Raw genomic sequence first — 15,911 nt, forward strand, 5'->3', positions numbered from 1 at the left:
GTCACGTTAACTCGCCGGTAACTAGCGGCGGAAGTTTTCGCTGGCCGGGAAATGTCACCTCGCGTCGGACGGGTAGACCCGGTCAGTGGTGTGGGGTTACGGCCGCGGCGGCGGCCACCGCGGGTAGCAGGGCGTGGGCCCAGACCCGGTAACCGTCGGCGGAGGGGTGGTAGCCGTCGTGACAGAAGGTGCCGGCGTCGGCCCGGAACACCGGGCCTGTCTCGGTGGCCAGGTCCACCACCGTCCCGCCGGCGTCGAGTACCGCACCGGTCTGTGCCCGGGCGACGCGGTGCCCCATCCAGCCGACGACCTGCCGCAGCGGCGACGCGATCGCGCGTACGGCACCGAGATCCGGGCAGGTGCCGACTACGACCTCGACGCCGGCCTGACGCAGCCGGTGCACGGCCGCGCCGAGATAGGCAGCGGCCTCGGTGGGCCGGCGCATGCTGGTGACGTCGTTGGCCCCGACCAGGACGACCGCCACGTCCGGCCGCTCGCCGAGCAGCGCCCGCGCCACCTGGGTAGCCAGGTCGGTCGAGCACGAGCCGGACACACCGACGCTGGACAGGTGCACCTGACGGCCGCCCGGCCCCTCCGCGAGCAACTCCGCCAACTGCCCGCCGATGGTGTCGCCGAGCCGATCCACCCCGACGCCGAGGGCGGAGGAGTCACCGAGCAGCACCAGGCGCAGCGGTGGGGCACCGGCCCGACCGACTGTCGCCCGCAGTGCCAGGCCGAGTTCCGGCTGGGCGTAGCGGCGGTTGCGCGCCACTACGGCCTCGCCGGCGAGCACCGCGGCCCCGCCGAGTGCGCCCGCGAGGAGGGAAAACGCGGCGGTACGGGCAACCCGCACGGCGACCTGGGTGCCGGCAGACAGATTGGTCATGATGCCGCCCCCACGCCGGAACCGGAACGGCCCCTGATCCGCTCGGTCATGAGAATCCTTCCACTGCGGGTAAGTCGACGGTGCGGGCTGGCTGCGGCGTCGGACCGACACCGAAGAATCCCCGCCGGCGCAGCTGCGCCCAACGGCCCGCCGGACCGCCGTCGCTGCCCCGGACCTGCGTACCGCTGACCTCCGTCCCGGGGTGCCGAGCCGCCTCCTGCGCGGCCTTCGGCAACGACCGTACGCCTTCGAGCCGTGTTGGCGAAGGCCTGCGTTCGGCACCGTGGCCCAGCGCCGAGAGCACCGTCGGCAACAGGGCGGCGGCGGCCGCCGCGTAGCCCTCGGCGGAGGGGTGGAATCGGTCCCAGGCGAACATCCGCCCCGGCTCGGCGGTGAACCGGGGGCCGAGTAGGTCGCCGAGGGAGACCGTCCAACCACCGGCCGACACCACCGCGACCGTCTGCGCGGCAGCGAGCTGCCGGCTCCACCGGCGGGCCAACCAGCGCAGCGGTGGCTGGATGGGTCGGATCGCGCCCAGGTCCGGGCAGGTCCCGACGATCACCTCCGCACCGCCCGCGCGCAGTGCCCGGACCCCCTCGACGAGATACCGTACGGCCAGGGCCGGCGGGGTGCGGTTGGTGACGTCGTTGCCGCCGATGAGGATGACCGCGACCTCGGGCTCGCACTCCAGGGCCGCCTCCACCTGGAACCGCAGGCCGGCGGAGATGGCGCCCACCACCGCGAAGCGGTGCAACCGGACGGGACGCTGCAGACGCCGGGACAGGCCGGTGGCCAGCAACGCGCCCGGCGTCTCCCGGCGTCGGTGCACCCCGTAACCGGCGGCCGACGAGTCACCGAGAATGACCATGGTGATCGCGGGCCCGGTGAATTTCGCGCCGTAGACCCCGTCGCAGCGTGGTGGCGGTGCCTCGGCCATCGGAATGGTGCGCCGGGCCTGCCTCGCCTGACCGAAGAGGACACCTGTCGTCGCCGCCGCGGCCGCCACCGTGGCCCCCGTGCCGATGGCCGCGAGACGGGCCACCCGCAGGGCACGCTGCCAGCGCGGACGATCCGGTACGACGGAACCAGCGACCCCCATACCGTGACACTAGCGCGCCTGTCTGACGCCCTGCTGTCATCGTCGCGGCGCTCCGGTGCCTGGAAAACGACCGCGCTGGGTACTTGGATGGAGGGTGTTGCGGCGGAGCGTCACGCTGCACGTGGAGAGGAGCACGACGATGGCTAAGACGTTGAAACGAGGTGCCGCCTTCGTGGCCTTGGCGCGGGCGATGACCGCCGGCTCCCGGGGAGGGCCGTCGCTCGGCGCCCGGATCGGGGCGCTGCCCAGGATGATCGCGGCCACCGCGCGGGGCCAGTACGACGGCGGGCTGCGGCTTGCCATGATGACCGCCGCCACGGCGTACATCGTCTCGCCGATCGACGCGGTGCCGGAAATGTTCCTCGCCGTGTTCGGGCTGATCGACGACGCGGTGATGGTCACCTGGCTGGCCGGTTCGGTGCTCGCCGAGACCGAGCGCTTCCTGGAGTGGGAGGCACGTCGCAGCACCGTGGTCCCCGGCCACGTGGTGCCCTGACCGACGTACCCTTGGCGGGAATTCCACCTGGTTCACCCGCCCGGCCTGGCGTGCCGGTGCCGGAGCGAAAGGGCACAACGAGGTGCAGTACTACGACAATGTCGTCGAAATGATCGGCAACACGCCGCTGGTACGGCTACGTAACGTCGCCGAGGGCATCCAGGCGACGGTGCTGGCGAAGGTGGAGTACCTCAACCCCGGCGGGTCGGTGAAGGACCGGATCGCGCTGCGCATGGTGGAGGACGCCGAGGCGGCGGGGATCCTCCGCCCGGGCGGCACCATCGTCGAGCCGACCAGCGGCAACACCGGCGTCGGGCTGGCCCTGGTGGCCCAGCTCAGGGGCTACCGCTGCGTGTTCGTCTGCCCCGACAAGGTCAGCCAGGACAAGCAGGACGTGCTGCGGGCGTACGGCGCCGAGGTGGTGGTCTGCCCGACCGCCGTCGCGCCGGAGGACCCGCGCTCGTACTACAACGTCTCCGACCGGCTGGCCCGGGAGATCCCCGGCGCGTGGAAGCCCAACCAGTACGCCAACGTGGCGAACCCGCGCTCGCACTACGAGACCACCGGCCCGGAGCTGTGGCAGCAGACCGAGGGCCGGATCACCCACTTCGTGGCCGGGGTGGGCACCGGCGGCACCATCTCCGGCATCGGGCGTTACCTGAAGGAGGCCTCCAACGGCACCGTCAAGGTGATCGGTGCCGACCCGGAGGGCTCGGTCTACTCCGGCGGGACCGGCCGCCCGTACCTGGTCGAGGGGGTCGGCGAGGACTTCTGGCCGGAGACGTACGACCGGAACGTGGCCGACCAGATCATCGAGGTCTCGGACAAGCAGTCCTTCGATATGACCCGGCGCCTGGCCCGCGAGGAGGGGCTGCTGGTCGGTGGCTCCTGCGGGATGGCGGCGGTCGCGGCGCTGGAGGTGGCGCGCGCCGCCGGTCCGGACGACGTGATCGTGGTGCTGCTGCCGGATGGCGGCCGGGGTTACCTGTCCAAGATCTTCAACGACGCCTGGATGGCCCGCTACGGCTTTCTCGACGCCTCCGGTTCCGAGCCCACGGTGTCCGAGGCCCTGGCCGGCAAGCCGGGCGGTCTGCCCGAACTGGTCCACGTGCACCCGACCGAGACGGTCCGCGACGCCATCGACTACATGCGCGAGTACGGCGTCTCGCAGTTGCCGGTGCTCAAGGCCGAGCCGCCGGTGGTGACCGGCGAGGTGGCCGGCTCGATCGCCGAGAAGGATCTGCTCGACGCGCTCTTCACCGGCCAGGCGCACCTGCACGACACCATCGAGCGGCACATGGGGCCGCCGCTGCCGATGGTCGGCGGTGGCCAGCCGGTCAGCGAGGCGGTGAACCTGCTGGAGAAGTCAGACGCCGCGCTGGTCCTGATCGACGGCAAACCCAAGGGCGTCCTCACCCGCCAGGACCTGCTCGCCCACCTCGGCGCCCGCTGACCCAACCCCCCAACCCCCACACCCTCCCAACCAGTGTTGATCATGAGGTTAGCGGCATCGGGGAGATCGAAAACTGCCGCCAACCTCATGATCAACGGAGTGGGTGGGGTGGGGTGGGGCGGGGATCAGAGTTGGCGCTCGTAGCGCAGTTGGGGGGTTTGCGCGGGGCCGATCATCTCGTCGCGGGTCACCCCGGTGGGGTGCCAGCCGCCGCGCTCGTAGAAGAGGCGGGCGTGGGTGTTGTCGCGCAGCACCCAGAGGACCGCCCAGCGCCAGCCTCGCGTCCGCATCTTGGTCAGGGCGTCGACCATCAGGGCCCGGCCGACGCCGCGACCCCGCTCGGACGGCTCCAGGTGGATGGCGTTGAGCAGCCCGGTCGCCGGATCGCCCGCGTCGTCGGGGCCGAAGTAGCTGAAGCCGGCCAGGGCACCGTTCCGCTCGGCCACCGTCATCACATGGTCGGCTCGCTCCCAGGTCCATCGCTGCACCCAGTATTCGCCCATCGCCTCCGGGGTCGGATCGGCCAGCGCCTCCGCCGGCAGGAACGAGGAGTAGGCGGCGACCCGGGAACGTTGGTGCAGGGCCCCCACCGGCAGGAGATCAGTGGATCCTGCCGGACGCAGCGTGACGGTCACTCGACCGAGGGTACCCGTCGGGGTGGCACCTGAATCGTGGTCAGATCCTCGGCGATCACCAGATCCCCGTCGAAGTGCCGGCGGGCCTCGTCGGCGAATCGGGCCGGGTCGGCGTACCGCTGGGAGAAGTGGGTGAGCACGAGTCGGCGTACCCCTGACTCGGCCGCCACCCGCGCGGCCTGGCCGGCGGTGAGATGCCCGACCTCGGCGGCGAGCGCGGCCTCCGACTCCAGGAACGTCGACTCGATGACCAGCAGGTCGGCGTGCTCGGCCAGCGCGTACACCCCGTCGCAGAGGCCGGTGTCCATCACGAAGGCGAACCGCTGCCCCGGCCGTGGCGTGCTCACCTGCTCCCGGGTGACGCGCCGCCCGTCGAGGTCGAGGTGGCCGGTGCGTTGCAGCTCACCGACCGCCGGCCCGGTGATGCCGTACGCGGCCAGCCTCTCCGGCAGCATCCGGCACCCGTCGGGCTCCACCAGCCGATAGCCGTACGTCTCGATGGGGTGCCACAGCCGGCGTGCCTCCAACGTCCCGTGCCGCAGCAGGATTCGTTGCCCGTCCGACTCGATCGGGGTGACGGCCAGTTCGGCGGTCTCGTGGAAGGAACTGGCGTGCCGCAGCCGGGCGAAGTAGTCGGCGCCGCCGGCCGGGAAGTGCACCGCCACCGGATGCGGCACCCGGTCCAGGGACAGGCGCTGGATGGTGCCGGGCAGGCCGAGGCAGTGGTCGCCGTGGAAGTGGGTGACGCAGATCCGGGTCAGGTCGTTGGCGGTGACGCCGGTGTGCAGCAGTTGCCGCTGGCTGCCCTCGCCGGGGTCGAAGAGGATCACCTCGTCGTCCCACCGCAGCACGTACCCGTTGTGGTTGCGGGTCCGGGTGGGTGCCTGGCTCGCCGTGCCGAGTACCACCAGCTCGCGCATTGACACGGCCGCCTCCGGTACGGAATGAAGCGACCCCCGGGGCTTCCGCGCTGACGCGCGGGCCGACTGGACTGGGCCGGCACCCCGGGGGTCGGGTGGCTGTCGTGGTTTCGCCGCACCGCTGCCACACGGTCTCGACGACTCTTACCGTGCCCGTCCCGGGGGACAGGCTGTCACTGTCGAGGACAGCGGCTAGCGGACAGCCACCTCACGAGTCCGATTGCTATACAAGTCTGGACCACCTCCTTTCCCGTGTACCGCCACGCTATCCAGCCGCCGGCCGACCGGCAACGGATTTCGATCACACTGCCGTCGGCCCCGCTGTCAGGCGCTCTGGGCGATGCCTATCGGCCCCTCGCGGGGGCCGTCCGCGCTGGCCGGCTGCACCGCCAGCGACGGGAAGTCGGCCAGGTCGCCCTCCGGCTCCGCGTCCCATTCGGGAAACACCAGGTCGCTCTGGAGGTAGAGGCAGATCAGCTGGGCCAGGTGACGCAGCCCTTCCAGGTGGGTGCGCTCGTGACCGTGGGTGGCGTCGACGCCGAAGCCGAGCAGCGCCACCCGGGCGTGTGCCCCCGCCTCCACCGCCGCCGCCACGTCCGAGCGGTAGTAGTCGAAGACGTCCCGGACGAGATCCACGTCGTGTTCCCGGGCGATCGACGCCAGGTTGCGGGTCAGGTGGTAGTCGAACGGCCCGACGCCGTCGCCCATCGCCAGGGTGGCCGAGTGCTCCCGGGACTGCTGCCCGGGGGCGACCACCGCCGCGTCCACCGAGACGATCTCGGCCACGTCGGGGTCGAGGCCGTGGGACGCCCCGTGGCCGATCTCCTCGGTCACGGTGACCAGCAGGTGAGCGCTGACGGCGGGCTTCACCCCGGCCTCGACCATCGCCTTCAGCGCGGCGAGCACCGCGGCCACCCCGGCCTTGTCGTCCAGATGGCGGGACTTGACGTACCCACTTGGGGTGACCGTCGGGTTGGGCAGGAACGCCACGAAGTCGCCCGCGTCGATGCCGAGCGCCCGCAGCCCGGCGATGTCCTCCACCGGCTCGTCGACGCGTACCTCCACCTGCTCCCAGCCGAAGCCCTGCAGGTCGACACCCTCGTTGTAGCGGTGCCCGCTGGCCTTGAGCGGCAGCACCTGACCGGTGACCACCCGGTCCAGGTCGTCGGTGAAGATCCGTACGTGGGCGCCCTCGGCGAACCGGGCACTGTGCGTACCGATCGGCTTCAGTTCCAGCCGGCCGTTCTCCTTCAGCCGCTTGACCATGCCGCCGATGGTGTCGGTGTGCACCACGATGGCCCGGTCCGCGCCGGTCTCGCGAGGTCCGGGCAGGCAGGCGCTCAGCGCGCCCCGGCGGGTTAGCGTCGACGGGATGCCGAGCGCCGACAGGCGCTCGCCCACGTACTGCTGCACATGGTCGGTGCGCCCGGACGGGCTCGGTATGTCGAGCAGCTCGACCAGCACCTGACGGAGATAGTCCAGGTCGATGGGGAGCGGAGTGGTCTTGCGTACGGTCATGCCCCAGATGGTGCCGCACCCGCCGGCGTCCACAGCTTCTGCGGTGCCCGAGTCCCGGGAAAGAGCAGATCCACGAAGCGTTCGGCGGTGGGCTGCGGCTCGTGGTTGGCCAGCCCGGGCCGTTCGTTGGCCTCGATGAAGACGTGCTCGGGTTGGTCCGGCGCCGGCACCAGCAGGTCGAGCCCGGTGACCGGGATGTCGATGGCGCGACTGGCGGCGACGCACGCCTCGGCGATCACCGGGTGCAGCTCTCCGGTGACGTCGTGGATGGTGCCGCCGGTGTGCAGGTTCGCGGTGCGTCGCACCGCCAGCACCTGCCCCTCCGGCAGCACGTCGTGCAGCCCGTATCCGGCCTCGGTGACCACGTCCCGGGTCATGTCGTCGAGCGGGATGCGGGACTCGCCACCGGTGGCGGCGGCCCGGCGACGACTCTGCCGCTCGATCAGCTCGGCGATGTCGTGCACGCCGTCGCCGGTGATCGAGGCGGGCCGGCGTACGGCGGCGGCCACCACCTCGTGATCGATCATGACGACCCGCAGGTCCTCACCGGTGCACAGCTCCTCAAGCAGCACCTCCGGACAGAACCGGGCGGCCAGTTCGACGGCCGCGGCCAGCGCCTCGCTGGTGCGTACCCCGACGGTGATGCCGTTGCCCTGCTCGCCCCGCGCCGGCTTGACCACCACCTGGCCCACCTCGGCCAGGAACTCCGCGTCGGCGCCGTCGCCGGTGGCGGTGCGTCCGCGCGGCACCGACAGACCGGCCTCGGTCAGGATCCGGCGGGTGACCCGCTTGTCGTCGCAGCGGCTCATCGCCACCGCCGAGGTCAGCTCGGACAGCGACTCCCGGGTGAGGATGGTCCGGCCGCCGCTGGTCAGTCGCAGCTCGCCCCACTCCGGGTCGGTCACCTCCACCCGGATGCCCCGCCGCATCGCCTCGTCGGCGACGATCCGCGCGTACGGGTTGAGCCCGTCGTAGCCGACCGGCATGGCCGGCAGGAACAACCGCTCGTTGATCGGGTTCTTCCGCTTCACGCAGAGCGTGGCGGTGCGGTAGAAGCCGAGTCGCTCGTAGAGCCGGATGGCACCGGCGTTCTCGGCGAGCACGGACAGGTCGACGTACGCGCGACCCCGGGCGACCAGCCGGCTGGCCAGCTCGGTGATCAGTGCCTGCCCGGTGCCGGGCGGGGCCTGGTTGAAGTCGACGGTCAGGCACCACAGGCTGGCGCCGTTGTCCGGGTCGTCGAAGACCGCCACGTGGTCGATGCCGGTGATGGTGCCGACGATCTCGCCGGTGACCGCCTCGGCCACCAGGTGCAGGAACCGGTCGGTGGCGGCGTTGTCGACAAGCACGTCGACCGGGGCAGTGACCATGCCGTTGGCGGCGTAGATCCGGTTGACCGCATCGGCGTCGGCGGCGTCACGCAACCGACGGATGCGTACCCCGGGCAGCTCGTTGCGGCCGTCGAGCGGTGCCGGCGTCTCGGCGCTGCCGGCCTCCTCGGTGGTACCGGCGCCGGGACGGGGCCCGCGACGGTCCCCGCCGAGCGGCAACCGGAAGGTCAGCGACGGGTCGATGAACAACTCGTCGGGCAGCCGGGAGACCAGCACGTGCGGATCCCGCAGGTAGATGCAGATGTCCCGGGCACCGGCCGCCTCGGAACGCAGCACGTCGGCGACCGCGGACTGGTCGGCGAACGTCTGACCGAAGACCAGCCGCCCCCAACCGCAGTCGACGATGACATCCGCACCGGTGCTCGGGCGTTCGTCGGTGGTCGGGTCGGCGCCGCCGGTAGCGATCGGATCACCGCCCGGCCCGACCCGCTCGTACCGTCTGCCCGTGCCGCGGCCCCGGTCTGTCCGGGCGACGCCGGTGGCCAGGGTGTCGGTCACGGTCAGTCGATTCCGTGGCTCTGGAGCCACATTTCCAGGAGTCCGAGTTGCCACAGCTTGTTTCCGTTCAACGGGGTCAGTTCGGCGTTGGGCGCGTCGAGCAGGGCGTTGACGTAATCGGTGCGGAACAGGTCGCGGCGGCGGGCCTCCGGAGCGGACAGCGCGTCGCGTACCCGGTCGAGGAGCTTGCCCTCCAGGTGTGTCAGGCCCGGCACCGGGAAGTAACCCTTGGGCCGGTCGATGACCTCGTGCGGCAGCACACGACGGCCGATCTCCTTCAGCACACCCTTACCGCCCTGCGCCAGCTTCAGCTCCGGTGGGCAGGCGGCGGCCAGTTCCACGAACTCGTGATCCAGGAACGGCACCCGGGCCTCCAGCCCGTGCGCCATGGTCATGTTGTCGACCCGCTTGACCGGGTCGTCGGTGAGCATGATCTGTGTGTCGATGCGCAGGCCGGCGTCGACCGCGGTCTGCGCGCCGGGCCGCGCCAGGTGCGCGGCGACGAACTCCCGGGCCGGGTCGCCGTCGGCGAGCCAGTCGGGGTTGAGCACCCGGGCCAGGCCGGCGCCGTCGCGGTCGAAGAAGGCCCGGGCGTACGTGTCGAGAGCCTGTTCCCGGCCGACCTGGGCCAGCGGGGGATACCAGTGGTAGCCGCCCAGGATCTCGTCGGCGCCCTGGCCGGACTGCACCACCTTGACGTGCCGGGACACCTCCTGACTGAGCAGGTAGAAGGCGACGCAGTCGTGGCTGACCATGGGCTCGCTCATGGCCGCGACCGCCGCCTCCAGCGGCGGGACCAGATCCTGTGCGGCGACCCGGATCTGGTGGTGGTCGGTGTCGAAGGTCTTGGCGACCACGTCGGAGTAGCGGAACTCGTCACCCTCCCGGCCGCCCACGGCGTCGAAGCCGATGGAGAAGGTCGACAGCCCACGCTGCCCCTCCCCGGCCAGCAGGGCCACCACCAGGCTGCTGTCCAGACCACCGGAGAGCAGCACGCCGACCGGCACGTCGGCGACCATCCGTCGGCGTACGGCGGTGATGAGTGACTCGTGCAGCGCGTCCTGCCACTCCCGCTCGGACCATCCGGCGTGCTCGTCGCGGCGGAGGAACGGCGGGTCCCAGTAGACGCGCTCGTGGCTGCGGCCGTCGGCCTCGTAGACCCGGACGGTGGCCGGGGGCAGCTTGGCGACCCCGCGCAGGATGGTGCGCGGCGGCGGGACGATGCTGTGGAAGCTGAGGTAGTGACCCAGCGCGACCGGGTCGATGCTGGTGTCCACCCCGCCGCCGGCCAGCAGCGCCGGCAGGGTGCTGGCGAAGCGCACCACGCCGGCGGACTCGGCGAGGTAGAGCGGCTTGATGCCGAGTCGGTCCCGGGCCAGCACCAGGCGGCCGGTGTCCCGCTCGCTGATCGCCACCGCGAACATGCCGACCAGGTGGTCGACGAAGTTCAGCCCCCACTCGGCGTACGCCTTGACGACGACCTCGCTGTCGCCACTGGAGAAGAAGTGGTGACCCTTGGCCTGTAGCTCGGCGCGCAGCTCGCGGTAGTTGTAGATGCAGCCGTTGAAGACGCCGGTGAGGCCGGCGGCGGAGTCGACGATCGGCTGGCCGCTGGCCGCCGACAGGTCGATGATCTTCAGGCGGCGGTGGCCGAGGGCGACCGGCCCCTGTGACCACACCCCGCTGCCATCCGGCCCCCGATCGCACATGGTGGCGGCCATCCGTTCCACCGCTGCGACGTCGGCACGCGTCGCGTCCCGTCGGAACTCCCCAGCCAGTCCGCACATGTGAGCCCATGCTGCCAGAGGATGTTGCGATTAGCCTGTTGAGACCATGACGGTCGTGTAACAGCATTGCTAGAATCCGCGCCCCGCGATCAAGGCATTGTCATTCGGGGTCGAGCGACGTGATGTTTCGTGCCCGCCTCGTAGCACTTGTGGCGTTTGGGCAGCAGCGTTAAGTGTGACGAATGCCGCAATACGTGTCGCATCGACTCGATCACGGGTCTGCCGTCCCACGCCCACGCGGCGGCCGGCCCGCCGAAATCGGCGGGCCGGCCGTCAAGGGGCGCTTGGGTGTGTCGCGCTGCTCAGCCGGCGGTACGGGCCACGCCGACCGGGCAGCTCAGCCCGTTCGGGCCGTGGTTGCAGTAGCCGTTCGGGTTCTTGGTCGGGGCGAGGTACTGCTGGTGGTAGTCCTCGGCCAGGTAGTAGTCACCGAGCCGGGCGATCTCCGTGGTGATGTCGCCCTTGCCGGCGCGGGCCACGATCGGCGCGAACGCCTCCCGCGACGCCTCGGCGATCGCCAGCTGCTCGTCCGTGCTGGCGTAGATCGCGGACCGGTACTGAGTGCCCACGTCGTTGCCCTGGCGCATGCCCTGGGTCGGGTCGTGGTTCTCCCAGAAGACCTTCAGCAGATCCTCATAGCTGATCTTCGTGGGGTCGTACACCACCTCGACCGCCTCGGTGTGCCCGGTCATCCCGGAGCAGACCTCCTCGTAGGTCGGGTTCGCGGTGTAACCACCCGCGTAACCCGCGGAGGTGGTGAAGACCCCGGGCAGGGTCCAGAACAGGCGCTCGGCCCCCCAAAAACAGCCCATGCCGAACACGGCGACCTGGTAGCCCTCGGGGAACGGGCCCTTCAGCGGGGTCCCGAGCACCTCGTGCCGGTCGGCCACCGGCATCGCGATGGGACGGCCGGGCAGGGCCAGGTCAGGTGAGATCATCTCGGCCTTCATGCGGCGGAGGAACACGGTGGGACTCCTTTCGTACCCTTCCCCGCGTGTAACACCGGCGGATCCCGCTTCCTTACCCGCCGCGCCGCCGCTCAGGCCCGCGCACCGCAGCGCCCGCTCGCCGCTGGGCTCACGCCGGCAGCGCGGCGTGCACGCGGCCGGCGTAGGCCGTGGCCTCGGCGTCGTCGGCGTAACGGGTACGCGGCCAGAAGAAGCCACGCAGCCCGTCGCCCTTCGTTCTGGGCACCACATGGGTGTGCAGGTGCGGAACGGACTGGGACACCCGGTTGTTCATCGCCACGAACGTGCCGCCCGCGCCAAGGCCGGACTCGACCGCCACGGCGATCCGCCGCACCAACCTGAAGTAGCCGGGCAGCGACTCCGGCGGCAGGTCGGCGAGGGTGACCAGATGGGTGCGCGGCACCACCAGCACGTGCCCCTTGAACACCGGCCGGGTGTCCAGGAACGCCACCCCGTCCGGCTCGTCGGTCACCCGGAACGCCGGCACCTCACCGGCCACGATCCCGCAGAACACGCACCCCGCCATCCGGTCAGATTAAGCCTGGGCGGGTGCCGCCGCCGCCCGCACCGCACCGCCGTCACAGTCGGTCGAGGTACGCGTCCCACTCGTCGCCGGCGACCGGGACCGGACCGCTCTCCCCGTTCGCCAGGCGAGACCGGATGTCCGCCTCCCAGGCGAGGGCCCAGCCACGTAGCTCGACGATCCTCGGGTCGGTCAGTCCGTACGCGGCGAACGTCTCGTCGTCCAGCTCACCGATGGCGCCGAGTCGGTCGGCCAACTCCTCCAACGAGAATCCGACCGTGTGCCGGGCACCCAGATGCTCCAGATCCCGCCTGCCGAGGCGGTCGTTGGCAGCGTGGATGTCGATGTAGTCGCGATGCGCAGCCCGCTCGTGAAGCGCTCGCATCTTGAGGCCGACCGCGTCGTCGAAGGCGAGAACCGGCCCAAGACTGAGCGCGGCCGGCGGCCCGATCGCCTCTTTCAACAGGTCCACCTCGCAGGCTTCTTCCGGCGAGGTGACCATCAACCGTGCCATTCGTGCGGTCGCCTCGATGATGCGCGCGTCGAATCCGGCTGCGACGTACGCATCGACAAGGCGGGCGGCGACGACCGGTAGAGGAAGGGTGGTAGCTGTCGCGAAGTCGATGTCCCGGGACGGTCTTTTGACCAGTTCGTGCGCGGTGAGGGCGTAGCCGCCAGCCAGGACCAGCCCGAGATCTTCGCCGGCAGCGAAGCCGACCCGTAGCAGCCGAAGGTGTAATTCATCCACGCTCAGGAAACGAGTTCGGGAAGCTGACGTTCCCAGATCGCCACCAGACGCCTTGAGGTGAGCCGCCTGATGCGGGGCCAGTCGTGGCGGAGCAGCGTCGCACTGACGTAGCGGACGATGTCGTCACGCTGGCCGCAGTCAAGCAGCGTCCGGTAAAGAGTCAGCCGTTGCCGCGCATCGGCGATTTCGAACTCGGTGAGGCCCGACCAGGCCAACCGCAGCGGCAGCACGACGTGACCGCTCTCCGGTCCGGTGAGCTGATCCAGCGATGTCGGGATGCGGTCGGCCGCGTCAGCAAGGCGAGACGGCAGGATTTCCGTCGGGCTCATCGGCCAAGTATGACCCAGCCCGCCGCCAGGGTGGGTTTAATCCGGTGGGACGGGCGGGAGGACTAACGTCTGCGGAATGACCCACGGCTTCGAGACGCTCGCCATCCACGCCGGCCAGGACCCCGAGGCCCGCACCGGCGCGGTGATCCCACCGATCTACCAGACCAGCACGTACGCCCAGGACGCCGTCGGCGCACCCCGGCTCGGCTACGAGTACAGCCGCTCCGGCAACCCCACCCGGGACGCGCTCCAGGAGTGCCTGGCCGCGCTGGAGGCCGGCCAGGTCGGCCTGGCCTTCGCCAGCGGCCTCGCCGCCGAGGACACGCTGCTGCGCACCGTGTGTGGTCCGGGTGACCACGTGGTGATCCCCGATGACGCGTACGGCGGCACGTACCGGCTCTTCGCAAAGGTCGCCGAGCGGTGGGGGCTGGCGTACACCCCGGCCAAGGTCTCCGACACCGACGCCGTGCGGGCCGCGATCCGGCCCGGTGTCACGAAGGTGGTCTGGGTGGAGACCCCGACCAACCCGCTGCTCGGCATCGCCGACGTCGCCACCCTGGCCGCCGTGGCGCACGACGCCGGGGCGCTGTTGGTGGTCGACAACACGTTCGCCTCGCCATACCTGCAACAGCCGATCACCCTCGGCGCGGACGTGGTCGTGCACTCGACCACCAAGTACGTCGGCGGGCACTCCGATGTGGTCGGCGGCGCGCTCGTGACGGCCGACGCCGACCTCGGCGAGCGGTTGCGCTACCACCAGAACGCGATGGGCGCGGTCAACGGCCCGTTCGACGCCTGGCTGACCCTGCGCGGCATCAAGACCCTCGGGGTACGCATGGACCGGCACTGCGACAACGCCGAGCGGATCGTCGCGTACCTGGACGGGCACGCCAAGGTCGGTCAGGTGCTCTACCCGGGCCTGCCGACACACCCGGGGCACGAGGTGGCGGCCAAGCAGATGCGCCGGTTCGGCGGCATGATCTCCTTCCGCGCCGCCGGGGGCGAGGAGCACGCCGTCGAGATCTGTAACCGGGCCCGGCTCTTCGTGCTCGCCGAGTCCCTCGGCGGGGTGGAATCCCTGATCGAGCATCCGGGTCGGATGACACACGCGAGTGCTGCCGGCTCGCCGCTTGAAGTTCCCTCCGATCTCGTGCGACTGTCTGTCGGCATCGAGACGGTCGAAGACCTGCTCGCCGATCTGGAGCAGGCGCTGGGCTGACCGCTGGCTTGGGAGGGTGGCCGTGCAGGACATCATGCCGACCTGGGTCGGGGCGACCGCCAAACAGATCGCCCGGGGCGTACGCCGGGGTGACGTCTCGGCCACCCAGGTGCTTGCCGACCACCTCGACCACGTCGCCAAGGCCGACGTCGACCTCGCCGCGTTCCGCGCGGTACGCGGCGGGGAGGCGGTCACCGAGGCGGAGAAGGTCGACGAGCAGGAGGACCTGGCGAACCTGCCGCTGGCCGGGGTGCCGATCGCGGTCAAGGAGAACACCCCGGTGGCCGGCGTGCCCACCTGGAACGGCTCCGCCGCCGTCCGGACCGGCGTGGCGGAGGCCGACCACGAGGTGGTCCGCCGGCTGCGTGGGGCCGGTGCCGTGATCCTCGGCGTCACCCGGATGCCCGAGCTGGGACTGTGGGGCATCACCGACGACGAGACGGCGGTCACCCGCAACCCGTGGGACCTCTCCCGGACCCCCGGTGGTTCCTCCGGCGGTGCGGCTGCTGCGGTGGCCGCCGGGCTGGTCCCGATCGCCCACGGCAACGACGGTCTCGGCTCGATCCGCATCCCCGCCGCCTGCTGCGGGCTGGTCGGGCTGAAACCCGGTCGTGGCGTGGTGCCCTGTCAGCTCGGCGCGGAGGACTGGTTCGGCCTGGTCGAGCACGGCATGCTCAGCACCACCGTCGCCGACGCGGCGGTCGGCTTCCAGGTGCTCGCCGGTCGCGCCCAGGGCAAGCTCGTTCCGCCGCAGCGCCTGCGGGTCGGCGTGTCGCTACGGTCTCCGGTGCGGGGTGTCTCGCCCGACGCGCCGAACCGGGACGCGGTCGCCGCCGCCGGTCGGCTACTCGCCCGTGCCGGGCACGACACCGTGCCGGCCGACCCGGTGTACCCGACCGCGCTGGGACTGAAGGGCATCGCCACCTGGTTCGCCGCCGCCGCGGCGGACGTACGCGCCGCCGGGGTCGACCGGCGTGCCCTGCAACGCCGCAGTCGCCGGCACGTCGCGCTCGGCGAGTGGGCGTGGCGGCGCGGATACGTCCGGGAGGCCGACCGGCTGGCCTGGCGTGAACGGTCGATCGGCTTCTTCACCGACCACTCGGTGGATCTGCTGCTCACCCCGGCGCTGGCCAGCGCGCCCCCACCGGCGACCAGTTGGTCGACCCGCTCCTGGCAGGCCAACATGTTGGCCAGCATCCGGTACGCCCCGTACGCCGCACCGTGGAACATCGCCGGGCTGCCCGCCCTGGTGGTGCCGGTGGGCCGCCGCCCGGACGGGCTGCCGCTCGCCGTGCAGCTGGTCGGACCGCCCGGCTCGGAACTGCTGCTGCTCGGTGTCGCCGGTCAGTTCGAGATGGAAAGCCCTTGGCCTCGGCACGCCCCTGGTTACCCGCGCGTCGGAACGGGCTGGCCCGCCACCGCCTGATCATCTACGCTCCCG

Annotated in this window: 15 protein-coding genes; 4 read left to right on the plus strand and 11 right to left on the minus strand. The window is 71.3% G+C overall.

Translation table 11 applies throughout. The annotated features are described in order from the left end of the window. Positions 1 to 82: 82 nt before the first annotated feature. Both O7601_RS10990 and O7601_RS10995 read right to left on the minus strand, forming a co-directional pair. Complete coding sequence (locus O7601_RS10990; protein WP_281566066.1) at positions 83 to 886, minus strand: SGNH/GDSL hydrolase family protein; 804 nt, start codon at positions 884 to 886, stop codon at positions 83 to 85. A 46-nt stretch (positions 887 to 932) separates the two neighbouring features. After that, the gene (locus tag O7601_RS10995) at positions 933 to 1,985 is read right to left on the minus strand and encodes an SGNH/GDSL hydrolase family protein (RefSeq protein ID WP_281566067.1); all 1,053 of its coding nucleotides are present in this window, start codon (positions 1,983 to 1,985) and stop codon (positions 933 to 935) included. A gap of 139 nt (positions 1,986 to 2,124) precedes the next feature. Here O7601_RS10995 and O7601_RS11000 point away from each other — a divergent pair, with 139 nt between their 5' ends. Next, positions 2,125 to 2,481, plus strand: coding sequence for a YkvA family protein (locus O7601_RS11000; RefSeq protein WP_281566068.1), 357 nt, complete (start codon positions 2,125 to 2,127; stop codon positions 2,479 to 2,481). Positions 2,482 to 2,563: 82 nt separating this feature from the next. Then, positions 2,564 to 3,934 (plus strand): cystathionine beta-synthase, encoded by a 1,371-nt coding sequence (locus O7601_RS11005; protein ID WP_281566069.1) that lies wholly within the window; start codon positions 2,564 to 2,566, stop codon positions 3,932 to 3,934. Between the two features lie 125 nt (positions 3,935 to 4,059). Here O7601_RS11005 and O7601_RS11010 read toward each other — a convergent pair whose 3' ends face one another. From O7601_RS11010 to O7601_RS11050, 9 genes are all read right to left on the minus strand, one after another. Continuing rightward, complete coding sequence (locus O7601_RS11010; RefSeq protein ID WP_281566070.1) at positions 4,060 to 4,569, minus strand: GNAT family N-acetyltransferase; 510 nt, start codon at positions 4,567 to 4,569, stop codon at positions 4,060 to 4,062. Beyond that, a complete protein-coding gene (locus O7601_RS11015; protein WP_281566071.1) occupies positions 4,566 to 5,495 on the minus strand; it encodes a ribonuclease Z in 930 nt (309 codons plus the stop codon). The genes O7601_RS11010 and O7601_RS11015 overlap by 4 nt, the downstream gene beginning before the upstream one ends. A 318-nt stretch (positions 5,496 to 5,813) precedes the next feature. Next, positions 5,814 to 7,007 carry an osmoprotectant NAGGN system M42 family peptidase gene (locus O7601_RS11020; RefSeq protein ID WP_281566072.1) on the minus strand — a complete coding sequence of 398 codons (1,194 nt, stop codon included), beginning with the start codon at positions 7,005 to 7,007 and terminating at the stop codon, positions 5,814 to 5,816. Further along, on the minus strand, positions 7,004 to 8,896 hold the full coding sequence (gene ngg / locus O7601_RS11025) for an N-acetylglutaminylglutamine synthetase (protein ID WP_281566073.1): 1,893 nt from the start codon (positions 8,894 to 8,896) through the stop codon (positions 7,004 to 7,006). The genes O7601_RS11020 and ngg overlap by 4 nt, the downstream gene beginning before the upstream one ends. 2 nt (positions 8,897 to 8,898) lie before the next feature. Then, positions 8,899 to 10,683, minus strand: a complete 1,785-nt coding sequence (locus O7601_RS11030; RefSeq protein WP_281566074.1) for an N-acetylglutaminylglutamine amidotransferase — start codon at positions 10,681 to 10,683, stop codon at positions 8,899 to 8,901. Positions 10,684 to 10,985: 302 nt separating this feature from the next. Beyond that, complete coding sequence (msrA, locus tag O7601_RS11035; protein ID WP_281566075.1) at positions 10,986 to 11,648, minus strand: peptide-methionine (S)-S-oxide reductase MsrA; 663 nt, start codon at positions 11,646 to 11,648, stop codon at positions 10,986 to 10,988. A 112-nt stretch (positions 11,649 to 11,760) separates the two neighbouring features. Continuing rightward, positions 11,761 to 12,177 carry an HIT domain-containing protein gene (locus tag O7601_RS11040; protein WP_281566076.1) on the minus strand — a complete coding sequence of 139 codons (417 nt, stop codon included), beginning with the start codon at positions 12,175 to 12,177 and terminating at the stop codon, positions 11,761 to 11,763. Positions 12,178 to 12,229: 52 nt separating this feature from the next. Then, the gene (locus O7601_RS11045; RefSeq protein ID WP_281566077.1) at positions 12,230 to 12,922 is read right to left on the minus strand and encodes a nucleotidyl transferase AbiEii/AbiGii toxin family protein; all 693 of its coding nucleotides are present in this window, start codon (positions 12,920 to 12,922) and stop codon (positions 12,230 to 12,232) included. Between the two features lie 2 nt (positions 12,923 to 12,924). Beyond that, positions 12,925 to 13,251, minus strand: a complete 327-nt coding sequence (locus O7601_RS11050; RefSeq protein ID WP_281566078.1) for a hypothetical protein — start codon at positions 13,249 to 13,251, stop codon at positions 12,925 to 12,927. Between the two features lie 76 nt (positions 13,252 to 13,327). Here O7601_RS11050 and O7601_RS11055 point away from each other — a divergent pair, with 76 nt between their 5' ends. Both O7601_RS11055 and O7601_RS11060 read left to right on the plus strand, forming a co-directional pair. Next, on the plus strand, positions 13,328 to 14,470 hold the full coding sequence (locus O7601_RS11055) for a cystathionine gamma-synthase (protein WP_281566079.1): 1,143 nt from the start codon (positions 13,328 to 13,330) through the stop codon (positions 14,468 to 14,470). Between the two features lie 16 nt (positions 14,471 to 14,486). Next, entirely contained in the window at positions 14,487 to 15,896 is a 1,410-nt protein-coding gene (locus O7601_RS11060; RefSeq protein WP_281566080.1) for an amidase family protein, read from the plus strand. Positions 15,897 to 15,911: the final 15 nt, after the last annotated feature.

This window comes from Verrucosispora sp. WMMD573, from assembly GCF_027497175.1.
Lineage (GTDB): Bacteria > Actinomycetota > Actinomycetes > Mycobacteriales > Micromonosporaceae > Micromonospora.